General features: G+C 59.6%; 19 protein-coding genes, 2 pseudogenes and 1 riboswitch. Of the genes and pseudogenes, 8 read left to right on the forward strand and 13 right to left on the reverse strand.

Going from position 1 to position 20,162, the window contains the following annotated elements:
* A pseudogene (locus SO139_RS22585) lies at positions 1-289 on the forward strand (alpha/beta hydrolase); the annotation flags it as partial.
* A gap of 93 nt (positions 290-382) precedes the next feature.
* Here SO139_RS22585 and SO139_RS22590 read toward each other — a convergent pair.
* The 7 genes and pseudogenes from SO139_RS22590 to SO139_RS22620 form a co-directional block, all read right to left on the reverse strand.
* Entirely contained in the window at positions 383-988 is a 606-nt protein-coding gene (locus SO139_RS22590) for a Rieske 2Fe-2S domain-containing protein (protein WP_498540567.1), read from the reverse strand.
* Positions 903-1,106, reverse strand: a complete 204-nt coding sequence (locus tag SO139_RS22595) for a hypothetical protein (RefSeq protein WP_498540568.1) — start codon at positions 1,104-1,106, stop codon at positions 903-905. The genes SO139_RS22590 and SO139_RS22595 overlap by 86 nt, the downstream gene beginning before the upstream one ends.
* Before the next feature lie 43 nt (positions 1,107-1,149).
* A pseudogene (metE, locus tag SO139_RS22600) lies at positions 1,150-3,473 on the reverse strand (5-methyltetrahydropteroyltriglutamate--homocysteine S-methyltransferase).
* Between the two features lie 105 nt (positions 3,474-3,578).
* Positions 3,579-3,803: riboswitch (cobalamin riboswitch) on the reverse strand.
* Positions 3,804-3,836: 33 nt separating this feature from the next.
* Complete coding sequence (gene prpB, locus SO139_RS22605) at positions 3,837-4,760, reverse strand: methylisocitrate lyase (RefSeq protein WP_498540569.1); 924 nt, start codon at positions 4,758-4,760, stop codon at positions 3,837-3,839.
* Between the two features lie 11 nt (positions 4,761-4,771).
* Positions 4,772-5,953 carry a bifunctional 2-methylcitrate synthase/citrate synthase gene (gene prpC / locus SO139_RS22610; protein WP_498540570.1) on the reverse strand — a complete coding sequence of 394 codons (1,182 nt, stop codon included), beginning with the start codon at positions 5,951-5,953 and terminating at the stop codon, positions 4,772-4,774.
* 39 nt (positions 5,954-5,992) lie between these two features.
* Positions 5,993-7,510 (reverse strand): MmgE/PrpD family protein, encoded by a 1,518-nt coding sequence (locus SO139_RS22615; RefSeq protein ID WP_498540571.1) that lies wholly within the window; start codon positions 7,508-7,510, stop codon positions 5,993-5,995.
* Positions 7,511-7,522: 12 nt separating this feature from the next.
* A complete protein-coding gene (locus SO139_RS22620; protein ID WP_498540572.1) occupies positions 7,523-7,843 on the reverse strand; it encodes an acyl-CoA thioesterase in 321 nt (106 codons plus the stop codon).
* 255 nt (positions 7,844-8,098) lie between these two features.
* Here SO139_RS22620 and SO139_RS22625 point away from each other — a divergent pair, with 255 nt between their 5' ends.
* Together SO139_RS22625 and SO139_RS22630 are read left to right on the forward strand one after the other, a co-directional pair.
* Positions 8,099-9,523, forward strand: coding sequence for a short-chain fatty acyl-CoA regulator family protein (locus SO139_RS22625; RefSeq protein WP_498540573.1), 1,425 nt, complete (start codon positions 8,099-8,101; stop codon positions 9,521-9,523).
* A gap of 3 nt (positions 9,524-9,526) precedes the next feature.
* The gene (locus SO139_RS22630) at positions 9,527-10,027 is read left to right on the forward strand and encodes a hypothetical protein (protein WP_498540574.1); all 501 of its coding nucleotides are present in this window, start codon (positions 9,527-9,529) and stop codon (positions 10,025-10,027) included.
* Positions 10,028-10,280: 253 nt separating this feature from the next.
* Here the strand turns inward: SO139_RS22630 and SO139_RS22635 are convergent, their stop codons facing one another.
* On the reverse strand, positions 10,281-10,757 hold the full coding sequence (locus SO139_RS22635; protein ID WP_449378499.1) for an Lrp/AsnC family transcriptional regulator: 477 nt from the start codon (positions 10,755-10,757) through the stop codon (positions 10,281-10,283).
* A 1,248-nt stretch (positions 10,758-12,005) separates the two neighbouring features.
* On the opposite strand from SO139_RS22635, the gene SO139_RS22640 reads away from it, so the two are divergent.
* Together SO139_RS22640 and SO139_RS22645 are read left to right on the forward strand one after the other, a co-directional pair.
* The gene (locus SO139_RS22640; RefSeq protein WP_498540575.1) at positions 12,006-12,332 is read left to right on the forward strand and encodes a PilZ domain-containing protein; all 327 of its coding nucleotides are present in this window, start codon (positions 12,006-12,008) and stop codon (positions 12,330-12,332) included.
* 4 nt (positions 12,333-12,336) lie between these two features.
* Positions 12,337-12,564, forward strand: coding sequence for a hypothetical protein (locus SO139_RS22645; RefSeq protein ID WP_498540576.1), 228 nt, complete (start codon positions 12,337-12,339; stop codon positions 12,562-12,564).
* 456 nt (positions 12,565-13,020) lie between these two features.
* On the opposite strand, the gene SO139_RS22650 is transcribed toward SO139_RS22645, so the two are convergent.
* From SO139_RS22650 to SO139_RS22660, 3 genes are all read right to left on the reverse strand, one after another.
* The gene (locus SO139_RS22650) at positions 13,021-13,317 is read right to left on the reverse strand and encodes a hypothetical protein (RefSeq protein ID WP_498540577.1); all 297 of its coding nucleotides are present in this window, start codon (positions 13,315-13,317) and stop codon (positions 13,021-13,023) included.
* A gap of 345 nt (positions 13,318-13,662) precedes the next feature.
* Positions 13,663-13,938, reverse strand: a complete 276-nt coding sequence (locus SO139_RS22655; RefSeq protein WP_498540578.1) for a hypothetical protein — start codon at positions 13,936-13,938, stop codon at positions 13,663-13,665.
* Between the two features lie 208 nt (positions 13,939-14,146).
* Positions 14,147-14,398, reverse strand: coding sequence for a hypothetical protein (locus tag SO139_RS22660; RefSeq protein ID WP_498540579.1), 252 nt, complete (start codon positions 14,396-14,398; stop codon positions 14,147-14,149).
* 538 nt (positions 14,399-14,936) lie between these two features.
* On the opposite strand from SO139_RS22660, the gene SO139_RS22665 reads away from it, so the two are divergent.
* From SO139_RS22665 to SO139_RS22675, 3 genes are all read left to right on the forward strand, one after another.
* Positions 14,937-15,065: a hypothetical protein gene (locus tag SO139_RS22665; RefSeq protein ID WP_498540580.1), complete on the forward strand. Its 129-nt coding sequence runs from the start codon at positions 14,937-14,939 to the stop codon at positions 15,063-15,065.
* A gap of 474 nt (positions 15,066-15,539) precedes the next feature.
* Positions 15,540-15,707 (forward strand): ABC transporter permease, encoded by a 168-nt coding sequence (locus SO139_RS22670; protein WP_498540581.1) that lies wholly within the window; start codon positions 15,540-15,542, stop codon positions 15,705-15,707.
* Between the two features lie 431 nt (positions 15,708-16,138).
* Entirely contained in the window at positions 16,139-16,822 is a 684-nt protein-coding gene (locus SO139_RS22675; RefSeq protein ID WP_498540608.1) for an effector protein NopP, read from the forward strand.
* A gap of 435 nt (positions 16,823-17,257) precedes the next feature.
* Here SO139_RS22675 and SO139_RS22680 read toward each other — a convergent pair whose 3' ends face one another.
* Both SO139_RS22680 and sctV read right to left on the reverse strand, forming a co-directional pair.
* Positions 17,258-17,605 carry a tetratricopeptide repeat protein gene (locus tag SO139_RS22680; protein WP_498540582.1) on the reverse strand — a complete coding sequence of 116 codons (348 nt, stop codon included), beginning with the start codon at positions 17,603-17,605 and terminating at the stop codon, positions 17,258-17,260.
* A gap of 264 nt (positions 17,606-17,869) precedes the next feature.
* Positions 17,870-19,993 (reverse strand): type III secretion system export apparatus subunit SctV, encoded by a 2,124-nt coding sequence (gene sctV / locus SO139_RS22685; RefSeq protein ID WP_498540583.1) that lies wholly within the window; start codon positions 19,991-19,993, stop codon positions 17,870-17,872.
* Between the last annotated feature and the right edge of the window lie 169 nt (positions 19,994-20,162).

Raw genomic sequence — 20,162 nt, forward strand, 5'->3', positions numbered from 1 at the left:
TGCCGATCTCGAACTGGCCCGGAAGGCCTACGATATCCTCAATCCGCATCCGCTCAAGACGTTCAGCGACAAGGTCGTGCTGAAGACCAACCCGGCCGAGATGCAGCTGGCGAAGTCCTACATCAACTGCACCGAGGATACCGCGCTGCCGCACGGCTATCCCTGGCATCCGCGGTTGTCGGAGAAGCTCGGGCTATTCCGACTGGTTCAGGTGCCGGGCAGCCACGAATTGTGCTTCTCCGATCCGGCCCGGCTGGCGCGCGCGATCATGGAGGCGGGGCGGGATTAAACTTGCTGCGTCGCGAGACCCTGACCGGATCGCTCCGAGATAGCGAGGGCCGACCTTTCCGGTGGTTCGTCGGTGCAGGATGGTTCATGTCCATCAGGTTCTCGTGCATGAAAGTGTAATGGCAATTGACGACCCGTCCGAACCGTCGCGTCTTGTAGGCGCGATCCGCGGCGGCGCTAAGCGTCGTGGGCAGCGGCTTGGCGGCAGGTGGCCCGGCCATACCAGCACGACGCCATCCAGCTCGCAGCACGGATAGGCGCGCACGCCGTTGGGAAGCCCTTGCCGAGATAGGGAACGTCGACGCAGCGACCCGCAGCGACCCGAGGAGTCGTAGCTCCTGCCGTGATAGCAGCAGTGCAGGTGGCAATTCCTGACAACGCCCTTCGACAGCGGAACCCACCGGTGGGCGCAGCGATCTTCCAGCGCAAACAGATCGCCATTGTCGGCGCGAACAATGACGATGGGCTCGCCCGCAAACGAGGAAGCAAAGGCAGATCCGCGATTCACCTCATGCGACCACGCCAGGCGATACCGGTGTTCGGGGTGCGAGCCGATCTTCCGAAGGTCGGCCGACACCGGACTTGCGCCGATGCCGGCGGGTTCGTTACCGGCTTCACGAAGCGGACACCTCCGATGTACCGAGGTGGATGGCGAGGATCTCTTCAGGAGTCTCCCGAACCTCGATCCGCTGCTCCCCACTGCCGACGAACTCCAGCATCGTCTTGTCGCCATCGCGCCACATCCCGCCGATTAACGAGAAATTGACGTGATAGGGCTTGCCGCCGCCAAAACGGGTGCATTTGATCCAGAAGCGCATCGGCAGTCTCCGTGCAGGAACGGGAGGTAAGGCTACGTCGGCATCAAGACGCCTTGCGCAATTCGCGTGCGGCGGCGACCATGTTGACGAGTGCAGGTCGAACTTCTTCCCATTTGCGGGTCTTCAGGCCGCAATCGGGATTGATCCAGAGCTGCGAGTCCGACAGTCGCTTCCGGGCCAGCGTGATGAGATCCCGCATCTCGCTGGTCTCGGGGACGCGCGGCGAGTGGATATCGTAGACGCCCGGGCCGATGTCGTTCGGATATTTGAAGCTGGTGAAAGCATCGAGCAGCTCCATCTTCGAGCGCGACGTCTCGATCGAGATGACGTCGGCGTCCATGGCCGCAATCGCGTCGATGATGGCGTTGAACTCCGAATAGCACATGTGGGTGTGGATCTGCGTGGCGTCTGCGACGCCGGTCGAGCAGATGCGGAAGCTCTCCACGGCCCAGTCGAGATAGGTGTTCCACTCGGAATGACGCAGCGGCAGACCCTCCCGAAGCGCGGCTTCATCGATCTGGATCATGGTCGCTCCGGCCTGTTCGAGGTCGGTAACCTCGTCGCGGATCGCGAGCGCGATCTGCCGGCAGGTGTCGCTCCGCGGAAGATCGTCGCGCACGAATGACCAGTTCAGGATCGTCACCGGCCCGGTGAGCATCGCCTTCATCGGCTTCTTCGTCAGCGACTGCGAATAGCGCCACCAGTCGACCGTCATTGTCCGCGAGACATCGCCGAACAGGATCGGCGGGCGGACGTAGCGGGAGCCGTAGGACTGCACCCAGCCATACCGGGTGAAGACGAAGCCGGAGAGCTGCTCGCCAAAATACTGCACCATGTCGTTGCGTTCGAACTCGCCATGGACGAGCACGTCGAGCCCGATCTCCTCCTGCCAGCGCACCGTGCGGGCGGTTTCCTCCTTGAGGAACTGCTCGTACTGTGCGTCGGTCAGCTTGCCTTGGCATGCGCGGCGCGGGCATTGCGCACGTCCGCGGTCTGCGGGAACGAGCCGATCGTCGTCGTCGGGAAGGCCGGAAGGCCAAAGCGCTTGCGTTGGATCTCCGCGCGGCTCGCAAAAGCGCTGGTACGACGGCGCATGGCGTCGTCGATCGCCGCCATGCGTTTGGCGACCGCCGCGTCGTGGATCTTGGGTGAGATCTGGCGGGCTTTCGCGGCCTTGTCCGAAGCGGCGAGGGCATCGGCGACGCTGTCATCGCCTGCGAGGGCCCTCGCTAGCGTGGACAGCTCCGCGATCTTCTGCACCGAGAAGGCAAGCCAGCTCTTGACGTCGGGATCGAGGCCGGTCTCAAGCTCGAGATCGATCGGCGTATGCAGCAGCGAACAGGACGGCGCGATCTGCACGCGGCCGGCGCCGAGCCTGGCAATGATCGGCTTGTAGCGGTCGATCAGCGCCGACAGGTTGGAGCGCCAGACGTTACGGCCGTCGATGACACCGAGCGAGATCACGAGGTCGGCGCGGGCGCCGGATTCGACCTGGCTCAGCTGCTGCGGCGCGCGGATCAGGTCGACGTGCAGCCCGGCTACCGGGAGCGCCAGAGCGGTTGCAAGGTTGTCGCCAATCGCGCCGAAATAGGTGGCGAGCATGATCTTGACGTTGGGCACGTCCTTGGCGAAGCGCGCATAGGCGCGCTGGAGTGCGTTCCGCTCGATCTCATTGAGATCGAGCACTAGGCAAGGCTCGTCGATCTGGACCCATTCAGCGCCGCGCTTGGCGAGCTCCTGGAGAACGTCGACATAGACGGGCAGCAGGCCATCGAGCAGCGAGATCGGATCGACCGCCGCGTCATGGCTTTTGCCGAGCTTCAGGAAGGTGACGGGACCGACCAGCACCGGACGGGTCTGATAGCCGAGCGCCTTGGCTTCATCGTACTCCTGGATCACCTTGCGCGAGGAGAGCTTGAAGGTCTGGCCCTTGTGAAATTCCGGAACCATGTAGTGGTAGTTGGTGTCGAACCACTTGGTCATTTCCTGCGCTGTTGCACCATGGCCATGATGGGCGTGACCGCAACTCGCGTCGTGTGCGTCGCCCTGTGATCCGCGTGCCATCGCGAAATAGGTCTTGAGCGAGACCAGGCCGCCCTTCCAGCCGTAGGCATCGGGGATGGCGCCAACCATGACACTGGTGTCGAGCACCTGGTCGTAAAGCGAGAAATCGCTCGACGGGATGATGGTTGCGCCGAGCGATTTCTGGCGTGCCCAGTTGGCAGCACGGAGTCCGGCTGCGGCTTCGAGAAGCTGCTGCTCGCTGATCTTGCCGGCCCAAAAACCTTCGAGCGCGAGCTTGAGTTCGCGGCGTGGCCCGATGCGGGGCGTGCCGAGTGTTGCGACTGGAAGTGAAAGAGAAGTCATAGCTTTAACCCCATTGTGGTGGGGGCAAAAGGCCATGGCGGACGCAGGCAGGGCAGCCGCAGATGCGGCAGCTGCTTGGCGTACCACCGGGACACCCCGCCCGTGGACGATTATGTTGTCGGGGCAGGTCTCCTGGCTCGCGGGTCGTCGCCTGCACCCGGGCCTTCCCGAAGCTTTCGCTTCAGTGACACGATTGGATGCGAGCTCGCCGCTTACAGTTGCGGGGGCAGCGCCGGCATTGCTTCAGTCCGAACGGACCGGGAGCGCACCGGCTTCCCTCTTAGCTCCAGATCAAGCGGGACCCGGAGAACCTCGACGTTTTCGATTATCTGCATCGATGGGGTGCCGTCAACCTCTCGCCGTTCACTTGCGCTGTGGCATACCGGCCGGAACGACCGTTCTTACGATCGATGAATCCAGTGCCTCGTAGTCGTGCAGTCCAATCGTGGCGTAGAGCTCCGCACGCGTCTGCATGCGGTCGACGAGCTTATGCGTGCCACCATCGCGCGAAATCGCAGCATAAAGTTCTGCTTGCGCCTTGTTTGCCACGCGCAACGAGGACACGGGCCAGATCACCATGGCGTAGCCCATCGCCTCGAACTCCGCGGCTGTGAAGAACGGCGTCTTTCCAAACTCGGTCATATTGGCGAGCAGAGGCACGCCGGGCATGCGCTCGGCAAAGGCGCGGAACATCTCGGCAGTGTTGAGCGCTTCGGGGAAGATCGCATCGGCCCCCGCTTCCATGTAAAGCTTGGCGCGGGCGACCGCCCCGTCGAGGCCTTCGCTTGCGGCAGCATCAGTCCTGGCGATGATCACGAGATTGCGACGGGTTTTCGCCGCGGCTGCGACCTTGGCCGCCATGTCATGTGCATCGGCGATCTTCTTGTCGTTCAGATGGCCGCATTTCTTCGGCAGGACCTGGTCTTCGAGATGAAGCGCGGCCGCGCCCGCATCTTCGAACACGCGCGTGGCATGCATGACGTTGAGCGCCTCGCCGTAGCCGGTGTCGGCGTCGACGAGAAGGGGCAGGCCCGATGCGCGGACGATTTGGCGGATGAAGAAGGCGACTTCATCCACGGTGATGATACCGAGATCAGGCAGACCCATCGATGCTGTCATCGCAGCGCCCGAGAGATACAGCCCCTCGAAGCCGGCTGTCTTGGCCTGGAGCGCCGCCATGCCGTTGTGTGCGCCGGGAAGTCTCAGGATGCCTGGCCGCTTCAGCAACGCGCGGAAGCGGAGGCCAGCGGCCTCTTGTGGCAGATCGGCGGCAACGAGATAGGGCATCTGGCAGTTCCTCAGGCGGCGCGGATCGACGAGCGCAATCCGCTGCGTTGTGCGAGCGGCACGAAGATCAGGTTCTCCGGGCCGACATAATTTGCCGACGGCCGGATGATCTTGTTGTCGATGCGCTGCTCGATGACGTGGGCAGCCCACCCCGACGTGCGGGCGATCACGAACAGTGGTGTGAACATCGCGGTCGGCACCCCCATCATGTGATAGGACACTGCACTGAACCAGTCGAGATTTGCGAACATCTTCTTGGTCTCGGCCATCACGGCTTCGATCCGGTCGGCGATCTCGAACATCTTCATCGAGCCTGCCTCGTGCGACAAGCGGCGTGCGACCTCCTTGATCACCTTGTTGCGGGGATCGGCGATCGTATAGACGGGGTGGCCGAACCCGATCACGACCTCCTTGGCGGCGATCCGGCGGCGGATGTCAGCATCGGCCTCGTCCACGTCACCGTAGCGCTTTTGCACCTCGAATGCGACCTCGTTGGCGCCGCCATGCTTCGGCCCGCGCAGCGCGCCGATCGCGCCGGTGATGGCCGAATACATGTCGGCTCCGGTGCCGGCGATCGAGCGGGCGGTGAAGGTCGAGGCATTGAACTCGTGCTCGGCGTAGAGGTTGAGCGAGGTATGCATGGCACGGACATGCGAGTCCGACGGCTTACGGCCGTGCAGAAGATGCAGGAAATGTCCGCCGATCGTGTCGTCGTCGGTCTCGACGTCGACGCGCCGGCCATTCTGGGCGAAGTGGTGCCAGTAGAGCAGCATCGAGCCGAGCGAGGCCATCAGGCGATCCGCGATGTCGCGCGCGCCTGGATGATTGTGATCGGAGGCTTCCGGCAGCACGCAGCCGAGCGTGGAGACGCCGCTGCGCATAACGTCCATCGGATGCGCCGCGGCGGGGAGGGCCTCCAGGGCAGCCTTCACGACGTTCGGCAGGCCGCGCAGGCCCTTCAGCTTGGCCTTGTAGGCGGCAAGCTCAGCCGGCGTCGGCAGGCTGCCGTGCACGAGCAGATGGGCGATCTCCTCGAATTCGCAGGTCTCTGCGACATCGAGGATGTCATAGCCGCGATAGTGCAGATCGTTGCCGGTGCGGCCGACGGTGCAGAGCGCGGTGTTGCCGGCAACGATGCCGGACAGCGCAACCGATTTCTTGGGCGCCGGCTTTGAAGACACTTCGTTCGTCATGATGCCAATCCCTTGATTTACGAAAGCGCTGAGTTAGCCTTAGCGGCCCGACCAATCGAAGATGCCGGTCGATCCCTTAGCGCCGAGCTGCGATGAATCGACGGTGAAGGTGAGCCCGATGAGATCGCCGGCCTTCAGCTCGGGCAGGCGCTCGACCAGGCCGAGCAAGCGATCCTGCTCGGCCGGTGCGATGACGCCGTCGGCGAGGCTGCGGAATTTTGCGACATATTGCGGCCGCGCGAGCGGGCGCGCGCCGAGCGGGTGCGCATCCGCCACAGCAAGCTCGTCGCTGACGATGGAGCCGCCCTTGAGCGTGACGACGACGCGGCCGCCGAATGCCTTCTGCTTAGGATCGTGGCTGTGATAGCGCTGTGTCCAGGCGGGATCTTCGACCGTCGAGATCTTGTGCCACAGTGCGACGGTCTCGGGACGCGCCGCTCGCTCCGGGGCGTAGGACTTCTGGTGATGCCAGCCGCCGTCTTCGAGCGCGACCGCGAAGATGTACAAGATGGAATGGTCGAGCGTCTCGCGGCTGGCCTTCGGGTCCATCTTCTGCGGATCATTGGCGCCGGTGCCGATCACGTAATGACTGTGATGGCTGGTGTGGATCACGATGCTTTCGATCTTGGTGGGATCACCGATCTTCGGGCCCATCCGGCGCGCCAGATCGATCAGGGCCTGGCTCTGATACTCCGCCGAATGTTCCTTGGTGTAGGTATCGAGGATGGCGCGCTTCGGCTCGCCCTTCTCCGGCAAGGGGACGACGTATTGTGCTTTCGGACCTGACAGCAGCCACGCGATAAATCCATCTTCGCCCTCCCAGGCGGGCGAGGGCGCGCCTTCGCCGCGCATGACGCGGTCGACCGCCTCTATCGCCATCTTGCCGGCAAAGGCCGGTGCGTAGGCTTTCCAGCTCGAGATTTCGCCCTTGCGCGACTGGCGCGTAGTGGTGGTGACATGCAGTGCCTGCTGTACGGCCTGATAGATCGTCTCGATCGGCAGGCCAAGCGCGGTGCCGATGCCGGCGGCGGCCGACGGGCCGAGATGGGCGATGTGGTCGATCTTGTGCTCGTGCAGGCAGATGCCCTTCACCAGATTGACCTGGATCTCATAGCCGGTCGCAAGGCCCCGGATCAGCGCGGCGCCGTCGAGGCCGCAGTGCTGGGCCGCTGCCAGGATCGGTGGAATATTGTCGCCTGGGTGCGAATAGTCGGCGGCGAGGAACGTGTCGTGGAAGTCGAGTTCGCGAACCGCAACGCCGTTGGCCCAGGCGGCCCATTCCGGCGAGATGCGCTGGACTTGCGGCAAGCCGAACACTGTTGCACCGGGCTTGAAAGGGTGCGTGACGGCCTGGGCGCGTGCGCTCGCCACCGGCCGACGCGCAATGGAAGCCGCGGCAACGGCGGCGTTGTCGATGATGCGGTTGCCGATCATCTCGATCACGGCCGGCTCGACCGCGACCGGATCAGAGGCGACCTCGGCGATCTTCCAGGCGAGCTGGTCCGCCCGTGCCAGATGCTCGGAGGACTTGTAGGTGCGGACGTTGTGCGATTTCACGATCGGGAATCCTCAAGGCGTTGTTGGAAGAGAGCGAATCGACGGCGTCGGCTTTCCGGCCGCGTCGACCGCGGCCATCTCGAACGAGCCCTGCATGGCGATCCGACGAGAGCCGGCGGCGAGCGCTTCTGCGACGATCTCGACCGCGACCGTCATCGACGAACGGCCGAGGCGTTCGACCTGCGCGGTTAGTTCGACGAGTTCGCCGACGCGGACGGGCTCGTGGAATTGCACCTTGTCGGAGGTCGCCATCACCACCGCACAACGGGCTCGGCGGTTGGCCGCGACAAATGCTGCCTTGCCCATCAGGCTCAGGGCGTTGCCGCCGAACAAGGTGCCAAAATGGTTGGCTTATTCGGGGAAGACGACCTCGACGAAGCGTGTCGGCTCGTTCGGGTCCGGCGGCTGGTTCGAGAGCGGCCTGCATGGCGCGATATCCGATGACCCTTGTTCAAGGACCCTTGCAACTCGGTCTGCTGTTCGCAATATCTGCAAAGCCAAAACCCGCGTATAGCACTGAAAAGGTGAAGCTTTGCGAAGCCGAGGTCGTGAATTTGCAAAGTTTGCAAAGTCGACAGGGGACGCCGGATGAAGAAGGCATTCATGGGCGTGCGCCTGAAGCGTCTGCGCGAGGAGCGCAGATTGACACAGCAGGCGCTCGCTTCGGCCATTGGAATTTCCCTGAGCTATCTCAATCAGCTCGAAAACAATCAGCGGCCCCTCACCATCGCTGTGCTGCTCAAGCTCAACGCCGCCTTCGGCGTCGACGTTCAGTTGTTCTCGGAGGATGACGAAGCCCGGCTCGTCGCCGATTTGCGGGAGGCGCTGTCCGATCCCGAGATCGGCGAGACGATATCGTCCGCTGAGCTGCGGGAGCTCGCGCTCAACATGCCGGCGCTGGGGAGGGCCGTGGTCAGCATCAGTCGCCGCTATCGGCAGGCGATCGAGCAAAGTGCGGCGCTCGCGGCGCGGCTCGGCGAGGATCGGCAGGCTGAGACGGCAATCCTTCCGTCGACGGCCTACGAAGAGGTGCGCGATTTTTTCTATGCGCGCCACAACTACATCGCCGAGCTCGATGAAGCTGCCGAACGTCTGGCGCAGGACTTGGCGCCGTCGGACGCGATCACTCCCGCCATTCTGAGCGACCACCTCCGGGCCAAATTCGACGTCACGGTCCTGATCGGTGACGCGGCTGACGATGTCCATCGCCGTTACGATCCGCAGAACAGGACGCTGCATCTTTCGCGCAGGCTCGAACCCGGGCAGCGCGCGTTCCAGCTCGCGACTCAGATTGCGATGCTCAGCCTGGATCGCGAACTGGGTGCGCTCGTCGATGCTGCGGGATTTACCAATCAGGAGACGCGCGGGCTCACACGCATCGGGCTTGCCAACTATTTCGCGGGCGCGCTAATCATGCCCTACGGGCGATTCCTGGCCGAAGCGAAGGTGCAGCGCTACGACATCGACATGCTCGGTGAAGTCTTTGGAGTCGGCTTCGAGACGATCTGCCATCGCCTGAGCACGCTGCAGCGGCCGTCCGCGCGCGGTGTGCCGTTCTTCTTCATCCGCGTGGACCGCGCGGGAAACATTTCGAAACGTCAGTCGGCGACGGACTTTCACTTCTCGCGGATTGGCGGCACTTGTCCGCTGTGGAACGTCTACGAGGCGTTCGCGTCCCAAGGCCGCATTGTGATCCAGTTTGCCCGCATGCCCGACGACCGCGCCTATCTCTGGATCGCACGAACCGTCTCTCGCAGGAGCGGTGGTTATGAATCTCTGAGCAAGACCTTCGCCGTGGCCCTGGGGTGCGACGTCAGGCACGCGGGAGAGCTTGTCTATTCACGAGGATTGGACGCTCACGACCCTGCGTCAGCGGTCCCCATTGGCATGGGATGTAAGGTGTGCGAACGTATCGATTGTCCGCAACGCGCTTTTCCCCCGGTCGGGCGTTCCCTGATGATAGACGAGAGGCAGTCGTTCTTTTCGCCATATGCAGCGTCCAAATTCCAATGACGCATGCGCGAGGAATCCGCCCATATCCGCTATCTGGACACATCTGACGTTGCCGCGCATCTCGTCGGCTTCTTTCCTTCTGAGCATTTGACTGCGGGCAGCACGCACAAGGCAAATCAGGCAATTAGGCTGGTCAAAGCGACGTTTCGCGACGAATTCAAATGCCTCGTGACGCAAGTCAAATCGGGCATCGTTATCGAATGCCCGGAGGCGACTGAGTGTGCAATCCTGAATTTATGCATTGTCGTCGAGCAAAAACTGGAGCGGCTGAAGAACGAGCCGCTCGCCGCCAAGATGGTCGAAGAGATTCTCGCGGTCTCCAGCGCCGAGCTTCGTCGCTGGTCAAAGGACGGTCGCATACCAACCAGCGGCCGGGCTTTTTTCGGCCAAGGCAGGAAGCAGGTTGGATTGTTTCTTTACCAGCCTGAGGCGATCCGCGAATTGTCGTCGCGTCCTGGTCAAATCATGCAATGGCGAAAACAGGATCGGCAGCACCGGCATTGAAGAGGGATTGCCCGCGTAGGGCCGGGCTCGGTGAGCGCACTATGGGCGGCGTGGTCGTTGGAGGTCGACAGTTCAGTCACCGACGCATTTCGGTAAGGAAAGCAATCATATTAGCCTGTTGCCGCTGCACAACAGCAGGAGCTTGAAACGACAGATCGAGCTGGCGCATCAGTCGGAGCCCTTCGGCCCTTCGCCTAGGCCCGACCACCATCTGCCACCTTGGGGGGACGAGACATCTTTCATGAGCGTGTCGTCAGTCGGCGAAGGGAGGCTCCACTGGAATGGCAAAGCCCGCCTTCACCCGGTCCATGACGACCATGGTTTTGAATCCTTTGATATGGAGGTTTTTCTGTAAGAAACGGCGGGTGAACTGTTCATAATCGTCCATTGTGCGCGCGGTAACGTAGAGGACGAAGTCAGCCTCTCCGGTCACATAGAACCCATTCACAACCTGAGCCGAAGTCTTGATGGCCTTTTTGAACCCGTCAATGATCTCCGAGCTCTCTCGCTCCAGGCTCACGAGCAAAAGCGCCTGGATGGATCTGCCGACCGCTTTTGGCGAAACGATCGAGATATCGGCTTCGATGATGCCCTCCGAACGCAGCCGTTTCAGACGGCGCTGACACGCCGTAGAAGAAAGGCCGGCGAGTTCGCCGATGGTTTCCGTCGTAAGGCGGTTGTTCTTCTGCAGGATCTCCAGGATGCGGGCGTCGATCCGATCGTACCGCATAGTTGGAGGCCATGCTTTGGAGGTGAGCTTCACCACGAAAGATCCTTGCGGGTAGAAAACGTCTCTTGAACGATGCCAAGTCGCGAAGGCACCTGCATCGGCTGATCGCGCTGTGACGCTCTCAAGCGCTGCAACTTCCATGCCGGAGCAGCCCTAGCAGAAGCCGCGGAGCTCACATGCCTGAAGCCTTGTGTCCCGAGCAACGAGAGTTCGCTGTCAGCCGACGCGGCGACCCAGGACCGCCGAGGAGGGACGATCACAAACGATGATTTTCGCTCTCAGACCTGCTTCAATCGCAATCGCATCCAGCGTTCTCGCGGCCTGCTTGAAACGGCGCTCGCTTAGCACGAGCTCTCATATGTTCAAATAGGCTTTTCTCAATGGGGTCGTGCTTCCGAAACCAGAAGCGCGATCATTGTTGTTCGGCGTTGGAGCCATCCACAAACGAAAGTTCAAGGTCGATCGCCGATAGCGCTATCACAGCGGGCGGTGCTTCCTGAATCTGCATAGGTTGGCGCTTGCTCTGCTTGTGACTATCGGATCGTTAGTGGCCGATACGAAAGCCGAATCGAAAGTTATGAAGCGATGTAGGCGAAGACGGGTAAGAAGCAGAAGCCGTTCTAAGCCCGGGTAATACCAACATCACTTTTATACACCGCGCGCGATCAAGCTCGCGTTCCGAATCGATGAGTACACCGAGCTGCGTGACCCCTTGCCAGCGGCATCATCCGCCAACGCACCCTGCAGACGCCAACATGTCGTAATTCGCTCGATGCCTTAGACCGTCAGCACCGGCTCATCGGGGTGGCATATCGGCGCTGGCAGGATCGACTAGAAAAGTCGCCCCGGGTGTTGTTACGCTGGCGAGTTCGAAGCCCTTGCACTCCGGAGCTGGCGAATTAGCGTTACTAATGTCGAGACGCAGTTTCTCTTCGCGATTTCTCGAAATGTGCGCTTTTTGTGCGTAGCGCCTTTGGTCGTGCTCAAATCTTTCCGAATGGAAGTAATAGCCGAAACCAAATACCCTTCGCACTATCCCGATATTCGTACAACGCACTGTGCGTCGGCTCGCCGATAGTTACGTGCTGGTAAGGGTTGTTAACTTGCGCTTGGTAATAGGCTGACTGGTTCGATTCGCGTCATCGTTTTTTAAGATTAAGCCGTCGAGGGAGCCGTTTTGGTTCTACGGCACCGGTTAAGTTTTTCAGAAGATTTTTTCAGGGGGGCGGCCGAGGTCGCTTTAAGTCTATGGGTTGGGATCAGCGAAAAGCCAAACGCGTTCAGCTCGATCATCGATATCACGCAACTTTGGTAGGCGCCGACGGCACATGGCGCCGCAATTGCGTTCTCCTTGATGTTTCCCAAACGGGAGCACGGCTTCGGATAGATGGATCGCCTGAAGTCCTCAAGGCGCGGCAGTTCTTCTTGCTGCTTTCGACGACGGGGTTGGTCTACCGCAGATGCGAGTTGGTCCGGCTGGACGGCTCCGAAGTCGGAGTCGAATTCGTAATGAGTCGGACTCGTGGTGAACGCGCGTTGCATTCCGACAGGTCGCCTAGCTCTGCCGCGGATTAATTCAATGGAATTGATTTGCTCGCGCAGTATACCTGCGCTGGATACGGAGTCCCTTTTGCCTTTCGAAGCCCGGGAGGCGCTGTTTCGCGATCACCACGGATTTCTTCTATATCTCACCAAGGGGTTATTCTGTTCTGCCTTTAACGAGGAGAGGCTTCTTCGTCTTGAGGCGCGGGAGGCGTTGATCTGGCTGAATGAGATGCCGGAAGAGCAAGGTTCGTTTTGGCGTTAGCTTGGGCGGCACTCTTGCGGCAATTGCTTAATCGAAGGTCCTGGGATGCCGGCTTTGAGAAGCCACCGCGCTATGAGACGAAATTGCTTTCTAAGGATATTGAAAAGAAACTGTCCGCGTGGCGCCGCCAAATCACAAGACTTCGGATGTAGATCAAGGGCCAGGAGATCCTGACCGAAGCCCTGAGTCCGAAGGTCGCGATCTCGAAAAGAAGCCCTTAATCATCCGGCAGAGACGTTCGTCTGCCTCGCTTGCAACCCATGCTCTTTTAAATTCGTCAAATTTCGAAAACAGGTTGCCTTTCGAGGTGCGGCCAGATTGAACGGAAATCGTCTGGATCCTTCCCTCACCGTTCCGCCATCAGTAAATGTTTTCGTGATCTGTGGACGTTTGAGCCCGGGCTGACCGCGGCCGAATGTTTCCTTCGACCGACGCAGCGGTAGGGCGTGAGGAGCATTATTGCAGTGTCGGCTTAGCGGCCTGCCCCGCCTTCGCCAAGAGCCAATCTTCGACTCGGCGGATTTTGCTCAATAATTCGGCGGCGTCGGCACGATCGCGCGCATAGTAATTGACGACGCTGCATGTCAGGAGTGCAATGGCAACGGCCGCGTCCGTAACGTCTTCGTCCATAAGCACTGCCGCCATCGTTTCGGCCAGCATCTTTGCGCGTGCAAGCTCATCGCCTGAGGGGTTCGCTAGCATGGGCGGTACAGGTTCTGTCATGCGATCTCGCTGTGAGCCGAGCAGATACATTTACCACTTTATTTCCCACGCAATCAACCTTTGCGTGTACGAGGTTCAAACGCTTGCCGCAACTGATCTCCTCAAGTTAGCGCTATCAAGTCATTCGGCTGACCTGGAGAGGAGGATCTTTTCTGTTACATTGCGGGAGTTAGTTTATTCCTTTGTGCAGATGCCTCAAGTCGATGTCAGTTGTAGATCTGGTTCCTGAAATTCCCGAATGGTTCTGGCAGATAGTATGACCCGAACCACGACGCAGACTCGCCAACGCTGTTGGGAATTGAATGCGGGGCAAACTGCCAAAACTTCGCCTACGAATTGCTGCGGCATTTCAGCCGTTACGTTCCCAGCTTGCGGTCAAGCAATCTGTGGGACGATACAGAATATACGATCGAGGTCGATCAATATCAGCCACTCGATCTTCTGCTCTTCAACCGGAATCAGAGCGCCTGGGGCGCCCATGTCGCCGTCTACACGGGTAACGATCGGGCAGTCCATTTGAGCCGGCGGCTCGGCCATGCGGCTATATGGCCGCTTGCGCATTTCGCGCAGCGTCCAGAATATCAGGTACTGGTCGGGGCGAAGCGGGCTATAGCTCTCGCGTCCGGTCGCTAAATTCCAGAAGTCGGGCACTATAGGGCGAACCCCTTCACTTCAAGATGCTGCGAGCGACATTCGTTAGTTCGCCTCGTTGCACAGCGCTCCCAACCAACGAAAATAACCAGCCCGTAGTGGCGCCGGGAGGAATCCAGATGCCGACACTCGATCCGCATCAATATCCGTATCGAGAACTAGCTGACATTCTCGCAGCTTTTCGGTCACTACGCCAAATCGCTGACAGCTAAAATATCTTCCCCAAGAGGTACCCGCGCGCGCCGATCGTCCCCTGCACAGCCATTCCGATCAGGCTGTCCTTCAGCTTCGTCCCATACTGGGTAATGATGGGGTTCAGGAGCGCCACCAGTACATCGACGCGAACCCGCGTGGCCTTCAACAGACACCGGGCGGCTGAAATTTCGGCCTCGCGCTGTTCTTTCTCCAGCGGATCGTCGAAGTCGTTGGCCTCGCGGATTGCCTTCTCCAACTTCTCCATCGCTGCGTCGGCGTCAGTACACTCCTTGCTGTTGTGATGATCGTGACGGTACGATCTGATGCCGGCACGACCTTACCGAGATGCTAAGGCTTGTCGGCGAAAACGATCGCGAGCACGTGAAGCTTCTAGCCTGTCGGGCCGTATACGAACTCACCGCGCTTGCTGCGAACTATCACGCTTGGACAATGGTCGACAACGAACCATCCATTGTTGCTCGCAATCGATCGGTGGAAGGCGCAAGGCAAGGAGGCCTTAAGAAGGCGCATCGCTTGGCGCCGTCTCCCACCGCATCACGCTTTGAGCTGAGAAACTTCAATCTTCCTGCAATTGACGTTGGGGCCTCGCTCGACATGGTCGAACACATCGGCGTGAAGAACATTCAGAACCATTGCTTCGATCTGGGCGATCATCTCACCGCTCAACTGGATGAGCTCGACATTGGTCTTCGTTGGTCCGAGTCGGGCAACATCGCTCGCCTCACATCTATGTCGTCGGTCTGCCCGCGACACACTGGCTCAGCTACCTCGAAGAGAATGGCGTGCGTATTTCCCCCGAACGCGACGGCATCCGCATATCGTTCGGCATGCTCAACACGGTCGACGATATGGATCGTCTGGTGCATCTCATCCGCGAACGCCAATCAAAAAAGTCATTCAGCGCCGCTTAGGACTTTGCATGGACCGGTTTGGTAAGCCGCACGCGAAGTAGACAGCAGCCTGATCCTGCCCAAGGGCGAGCATCATGCCTTTTCACTTACTGACATGTTGAAGGAGAGGATCGCGCATTTTGGTGACGCGATCGATTAGTACCGGCGCAGCGCGCACGACGACCGACCATGCGGAGCATAGCGTCGTGTACATCCGCAATTGTGAGGCTCGCGATGTTCGGAGTTCTTTTTAAGTAGACCACAGATGGCCAGCGCTTTGATCGCCTACCAGACGATCGTGTTCATCGACAAAGCTGTGCGGATCCCGGGTACCGCACCGGGTAAGTAAGACAAGGGATCAGATATTGACGACGTGAAGTTGCAAAGTGCCCTGCTTGGCAGCATGGCGGTCGTGAAATAAACGGCCTCGAGTTCTCGATTATCGCACAGTCGTGGCCCTATCTATCGCCAGGATTGCTCTTCTCGCTTTCCCTAATGGCTGCCGTCTTCCTGACCGGAATACTTCTTGGGACGCTCTTCGCGCTCGTGCAACACTTTGAGCTCCGCACGCTGCGCCAGTTCGTCCGTAGCTACGTTGCCCTGATGCGATCGATTCCGCTCATCCGCTCCGGCTTCTTCGGTCGCATTGCGCGCCTCCGCTGAACGGAATCACGGCTGGCGATTCTGCGAGCTTTCCGGCCCTCCGACCTCAAAAGCCTGCAATCTCGCATCGGCAGACGGCGGGGGAAGGCGACTTGTTTCGCGTCAAGTTGGATCAGATCATCCACCTCAAGCACGAGTCTCGTTGTGCTTTCTTGAGGCCTTTCCGTGATCATGACTTTTCGATGCGGTGCGTCCTGGCTTGGAAACGCATCGAGGTTAGCGGCTCGTCAGCTTACGGACAGCTAAGCTGCTTATCAGCGGAGTCAGGTCTAATGACCTGAACACAATGCAACATCCATAGGAGTGTGGTCGTCATGTACGGTCGAATCAACAATTGGTCGGATGTTCCATCCGATGATGAATATCATCGCGCAGGCTCCCCGGAGCACGGGAATGCCGACGACTTCGCGGACGCATTCGCTAGAATGCGAATGCAGGATTCCGGTGCCAGCTCATCCTCGCGTCCAAGTTATTACAACAGTTCAAGACCTCCTATCGTCGAGATCGACCAGGCCACATTCCGGCGAGAGGTGAGGACCTTTCATGGCGACGAAATCAATCATATCGCCAACAATCCACAGGAATACTCAGAACGTGTATCCGAAAGGGCTAGGCGCACATCGGACGTCGCTAGCGAGTATGGCATCCGAAGAGATTCGCCCGCCGCCCGATATTACAGCTACCAACTCGGAAATAGGAGTGTCGGTCTCCAAAGAACGGAAGGCGGATTTCCTATGACTGACTTCAACAGCCAAGGCTGGCGAGAACAGTTCCCCGGACGAACTGACGTCACCTCAATCGTGGATTTCCAGGTTGCTCATCCGCTCGTTTCGAATGCCGGCGATATTTTGCTCGAGCATCAACTTCGGCAAGACGGCGAACGGCCTCTGGTGAACTGGCGTCCTGCGAATGATGACGCGAGGACCCGTGCAGAACAAATGGGCTTCGTCCATGTGGACCGAGACGATATGGTACTTGACCCAACCCGGTCCGGACCCTGGAACTACAGGGATGGTGATTGGCAGCGTGCAACCCATCATTCGAGGTATCTCTCCAAAGAGGCCAGCGATACTGAATCTTCAGCAGCGTCCGACTCGGATGGAGACTTTATGTGACGTGAGATCTCCACCAATCCGTGACGGAGGTGGAGCAAGGAGCGCAGACCAACGAACATCTGCGGCTTACGATCGAGTCTAGGATCGAACGAAGCCGAAACCAATTCGGCTGAATTCGCGAGGTGCACTATGCGGACGCACCGCGGCGGTTACGAGACCCGATGAACAGGGCAACAGGAAACCCCGGCTTTCGGCCGGGGTTTTCGATTGCACGTCCCGGACGGGAAGAGCAGATTGGCTATGGCGGGTGCGAGCGCCAGTGTGTCCGCTTCCGGCCAGTTATTGTGTGCGGTACACCATCAGAATGGCGCGGGATCATCCCGTTTGCATCCAGGGTCTCATGAGACCATCAGACCTAAGCGGATGAGGGCTGAGCGGCATAAACCTGACGGCGCGGTTAATGTGCAAGAACCTGCGGCGAAGAGGCGACTACGGCTATTGTACTGTCTGGTTAGGCGAGTCGGACCGCGGTTGTAGATTCGGGCGCCCGGCTTTGCCCTTCTCATCGAGGGCAAGCGAGAGCTTGAGGTTGTTGGTCAGCATCGGGCTGTCAGGAGCCATTGCGAGAGCTTGCCGATATAGCGCTTGTGCTTCTTGGTGATGCCCCTCGCTGTCAAGGACAACCCCCTTCGCGTTCAATATGCGCAAGTCGCCAGGGGCAGCGAGTAAGACTTTGTCAAGTACCTCAAGCGCCTGATCCGGGCAATTTCGAGCCAGCAGAGCACGCGCAAGGGGAATGGCAGCGTCGACGTCGTCGGGCCGCTTCTTCAACGCATCACGCAAAGCCTCCTCGTCAAGGTCCCCACGTACGGCGCATGCAGAGCGTTCGCGCGTAGCAGCATCGATCTCCCTGGTGCCCTGTAGCTCTGGTGCCGGCATCTGCTGTGTTGAAAGTCCTGGCTTATCCCAGCTCGTGCAACTTCCAAGCAGCAGAAGTGGGAGGATAGCTATGCGCAAGTTCGCAGTACGGGAGCACAACTTCCGCGGGGTATCCATCTGATATGAATTCATAACATGACCTTACGACCGGCTGCCGTGCTCTGCTAGCTAATCGGCCGTCGCGCCAAGGCGCGCTCCTGAGGGGATCTTATGCTTGGCGGCACCGAGGTTGACGGATCCAATCGGCTGGACCGTGAAATCCGAGGCGAGATCCTGATAAGACAGAACCGGAAGATCGATCCCGTTGCGCGTGAGAAATCCCCGCAGAAACCGCCGGATGTCCATTGGCCCGAGAATGACGGGCGGCCTCTGACTGCGTGCGATGGTTGATTGGATCTGACGGAATTGTGAAAGCAGCATCTCGCTCTCGTGGTTCTCCAAAACGAGGTAGGGACCGACCGCGGTGTCGCGCACCGCCGCGCGCACGATTTCCTCGGTTTCACGCTCGACAATGAACGCAGCCACAACTCCGTGGGCATTGGCATAGCGATGACAGATCTGACGTCCGAGACCGGAGCGAACATATTCGGTGAGCAGGGCGACATTTTGCTCGCGCTCGCTCCATTCTGCCAGCGCCTCGAGGACCAGGCGCGTGTTGCGAATAGGGATGCCCTCGTCTAGTAATCGACGTAGAACATCGGCTATCCGGGGGATCGGGGTCGTGCGCAGCACCTCCTTAACGAGATCAGCATATTCCTGCTCCATTCGCGCCAGCAATTGTCGCGTCTCTTGGATGCCAACCAGCCGCTGTGCATACCGTGTCAACGCCGACTTTACTCGCAAGGCGATGGCTTCGCTTGGAGCGCGATGCCCTATTCCGGCAGCTTTGAGAGCTGGCGCATGACTTTGTTCGATCCAAATCCGGTTCTTCTCTGGATCTTGCCGAAAGGGGATACCGCTCAATTCAATGTTCGCCACGTCGTCGTCGAGCACGAGTTGCGTGGGGTCAACAAAATCCCCGCCAACAGGCACTCCCTCGACATCTACCCTGAATTGCGAGTCCGATAGGCGCTGGTCGACTCGGGTGGGAATACGTGGGATTGTGATGCCAAGATCAGATGAGACCAGCGCAGAAACGTCTCGGATGGAACCCTCGAGCTCCTCTTTGTCGATTGCATGTGTCAGGTTTGGTGCGAGGAATAGTGTGATCGGAAGTGCCTCCGCAGGCACGGTTTTAGTCTGAGTCTGTGCGGCAGCTGGAGCCGAACCAGTGATATCGGTGCCCGTCTTGGCGTCCGCCTTGGCCGCGGTGTTGGCGCCCAGCGCACCAGCCTTGACAAGGCTCGCCCCGCCAAAGAGTGCGGCCAGTATCATGAACGGTGGCAAGGGGAATCCGGGGACGAGGCCCATCAAAGCCAGCACGCAGGCGGCTAGCCGTAGCGCTTGTGTGCTGGCCGTAAGTTGGCTCACGATGTCGGCACCAAGATTCAGCTTGGAAGGACCGCTGACACGAGTGACAATGGTTGCGGCTGTAATTGACAGCAGCAAAGCCGGAATCTGCGAAATTAGCGCATCACCTATGGTCAGGATCGTATATTGATCGAGCGCATCTTCAAGCGACATGCCCTTGGAGAGCAAACCGATTGTGATGCCGCCCAGCATGTTGATGCAGATGACTACGAGCCCGGCGATGGCGTCGCCCTTCACGAATTTCATAGCGCCGTCCATGGCTCCATGAAGCTGGCTCTCTTGCTCTAGCGCAGCGCGCCGACGGCGAGCTTCGTGCTGATCGACGTGTCCGTTGCGCAGCTCGGCGTCAATGGCCATCTGCTTCCCAGGCAATGCATCAAGCGTGAAACGCGCTGATACCTCTGCGACCCGTTCGGCCCCCTTGGCGAGAACCATGAATTGCACCATGGTCACGATCAGAAATATGACAATTCCAACGGCGATGTTGCCTGATATGACGAAATCGCCAAACGTATGAATGATGCTGCCCGCATCACCCTCCGCGAGAATCAAGCGCGTTGTTGCCACCGTAAGAGCCAGACGAAAGACGGTGGAGATGAGGATGACGCCCGGTAAGGACGAAAAGTCAACTGGTGTGTTGAGATAGAGCGCAACCATCAGCAGCAGTACGGCAAAACCGAGGTTGAAACCGATCAGCATGTCGATCACTACGATCGGGATCGGCATGATCATCATTCCGACCGCCAGAAGGAGCATCAACGCGACCATCAAGTCCGGATTGGCCGGCGCGCGTACGATGAAACTACGCAGGAGGTTGGGCATAAAGGGTCTATTGTTCCTTGATTGGAGCGGTGCTGCCCCGTAGTGATACATAGCTCTTGAATGTGGCATGGGCCTCAGCCATGCGGCCGGCCTGACGCAGAGCGTGACTGCGCAAGAGCATCAAAGGCAGACGGGAAGACGGCTGGTCGTCAAGTTCGTCCAGCCGATC

The organism is Bradyrhizobium sp. UFLA05-89, assembly GCF_059803475.1.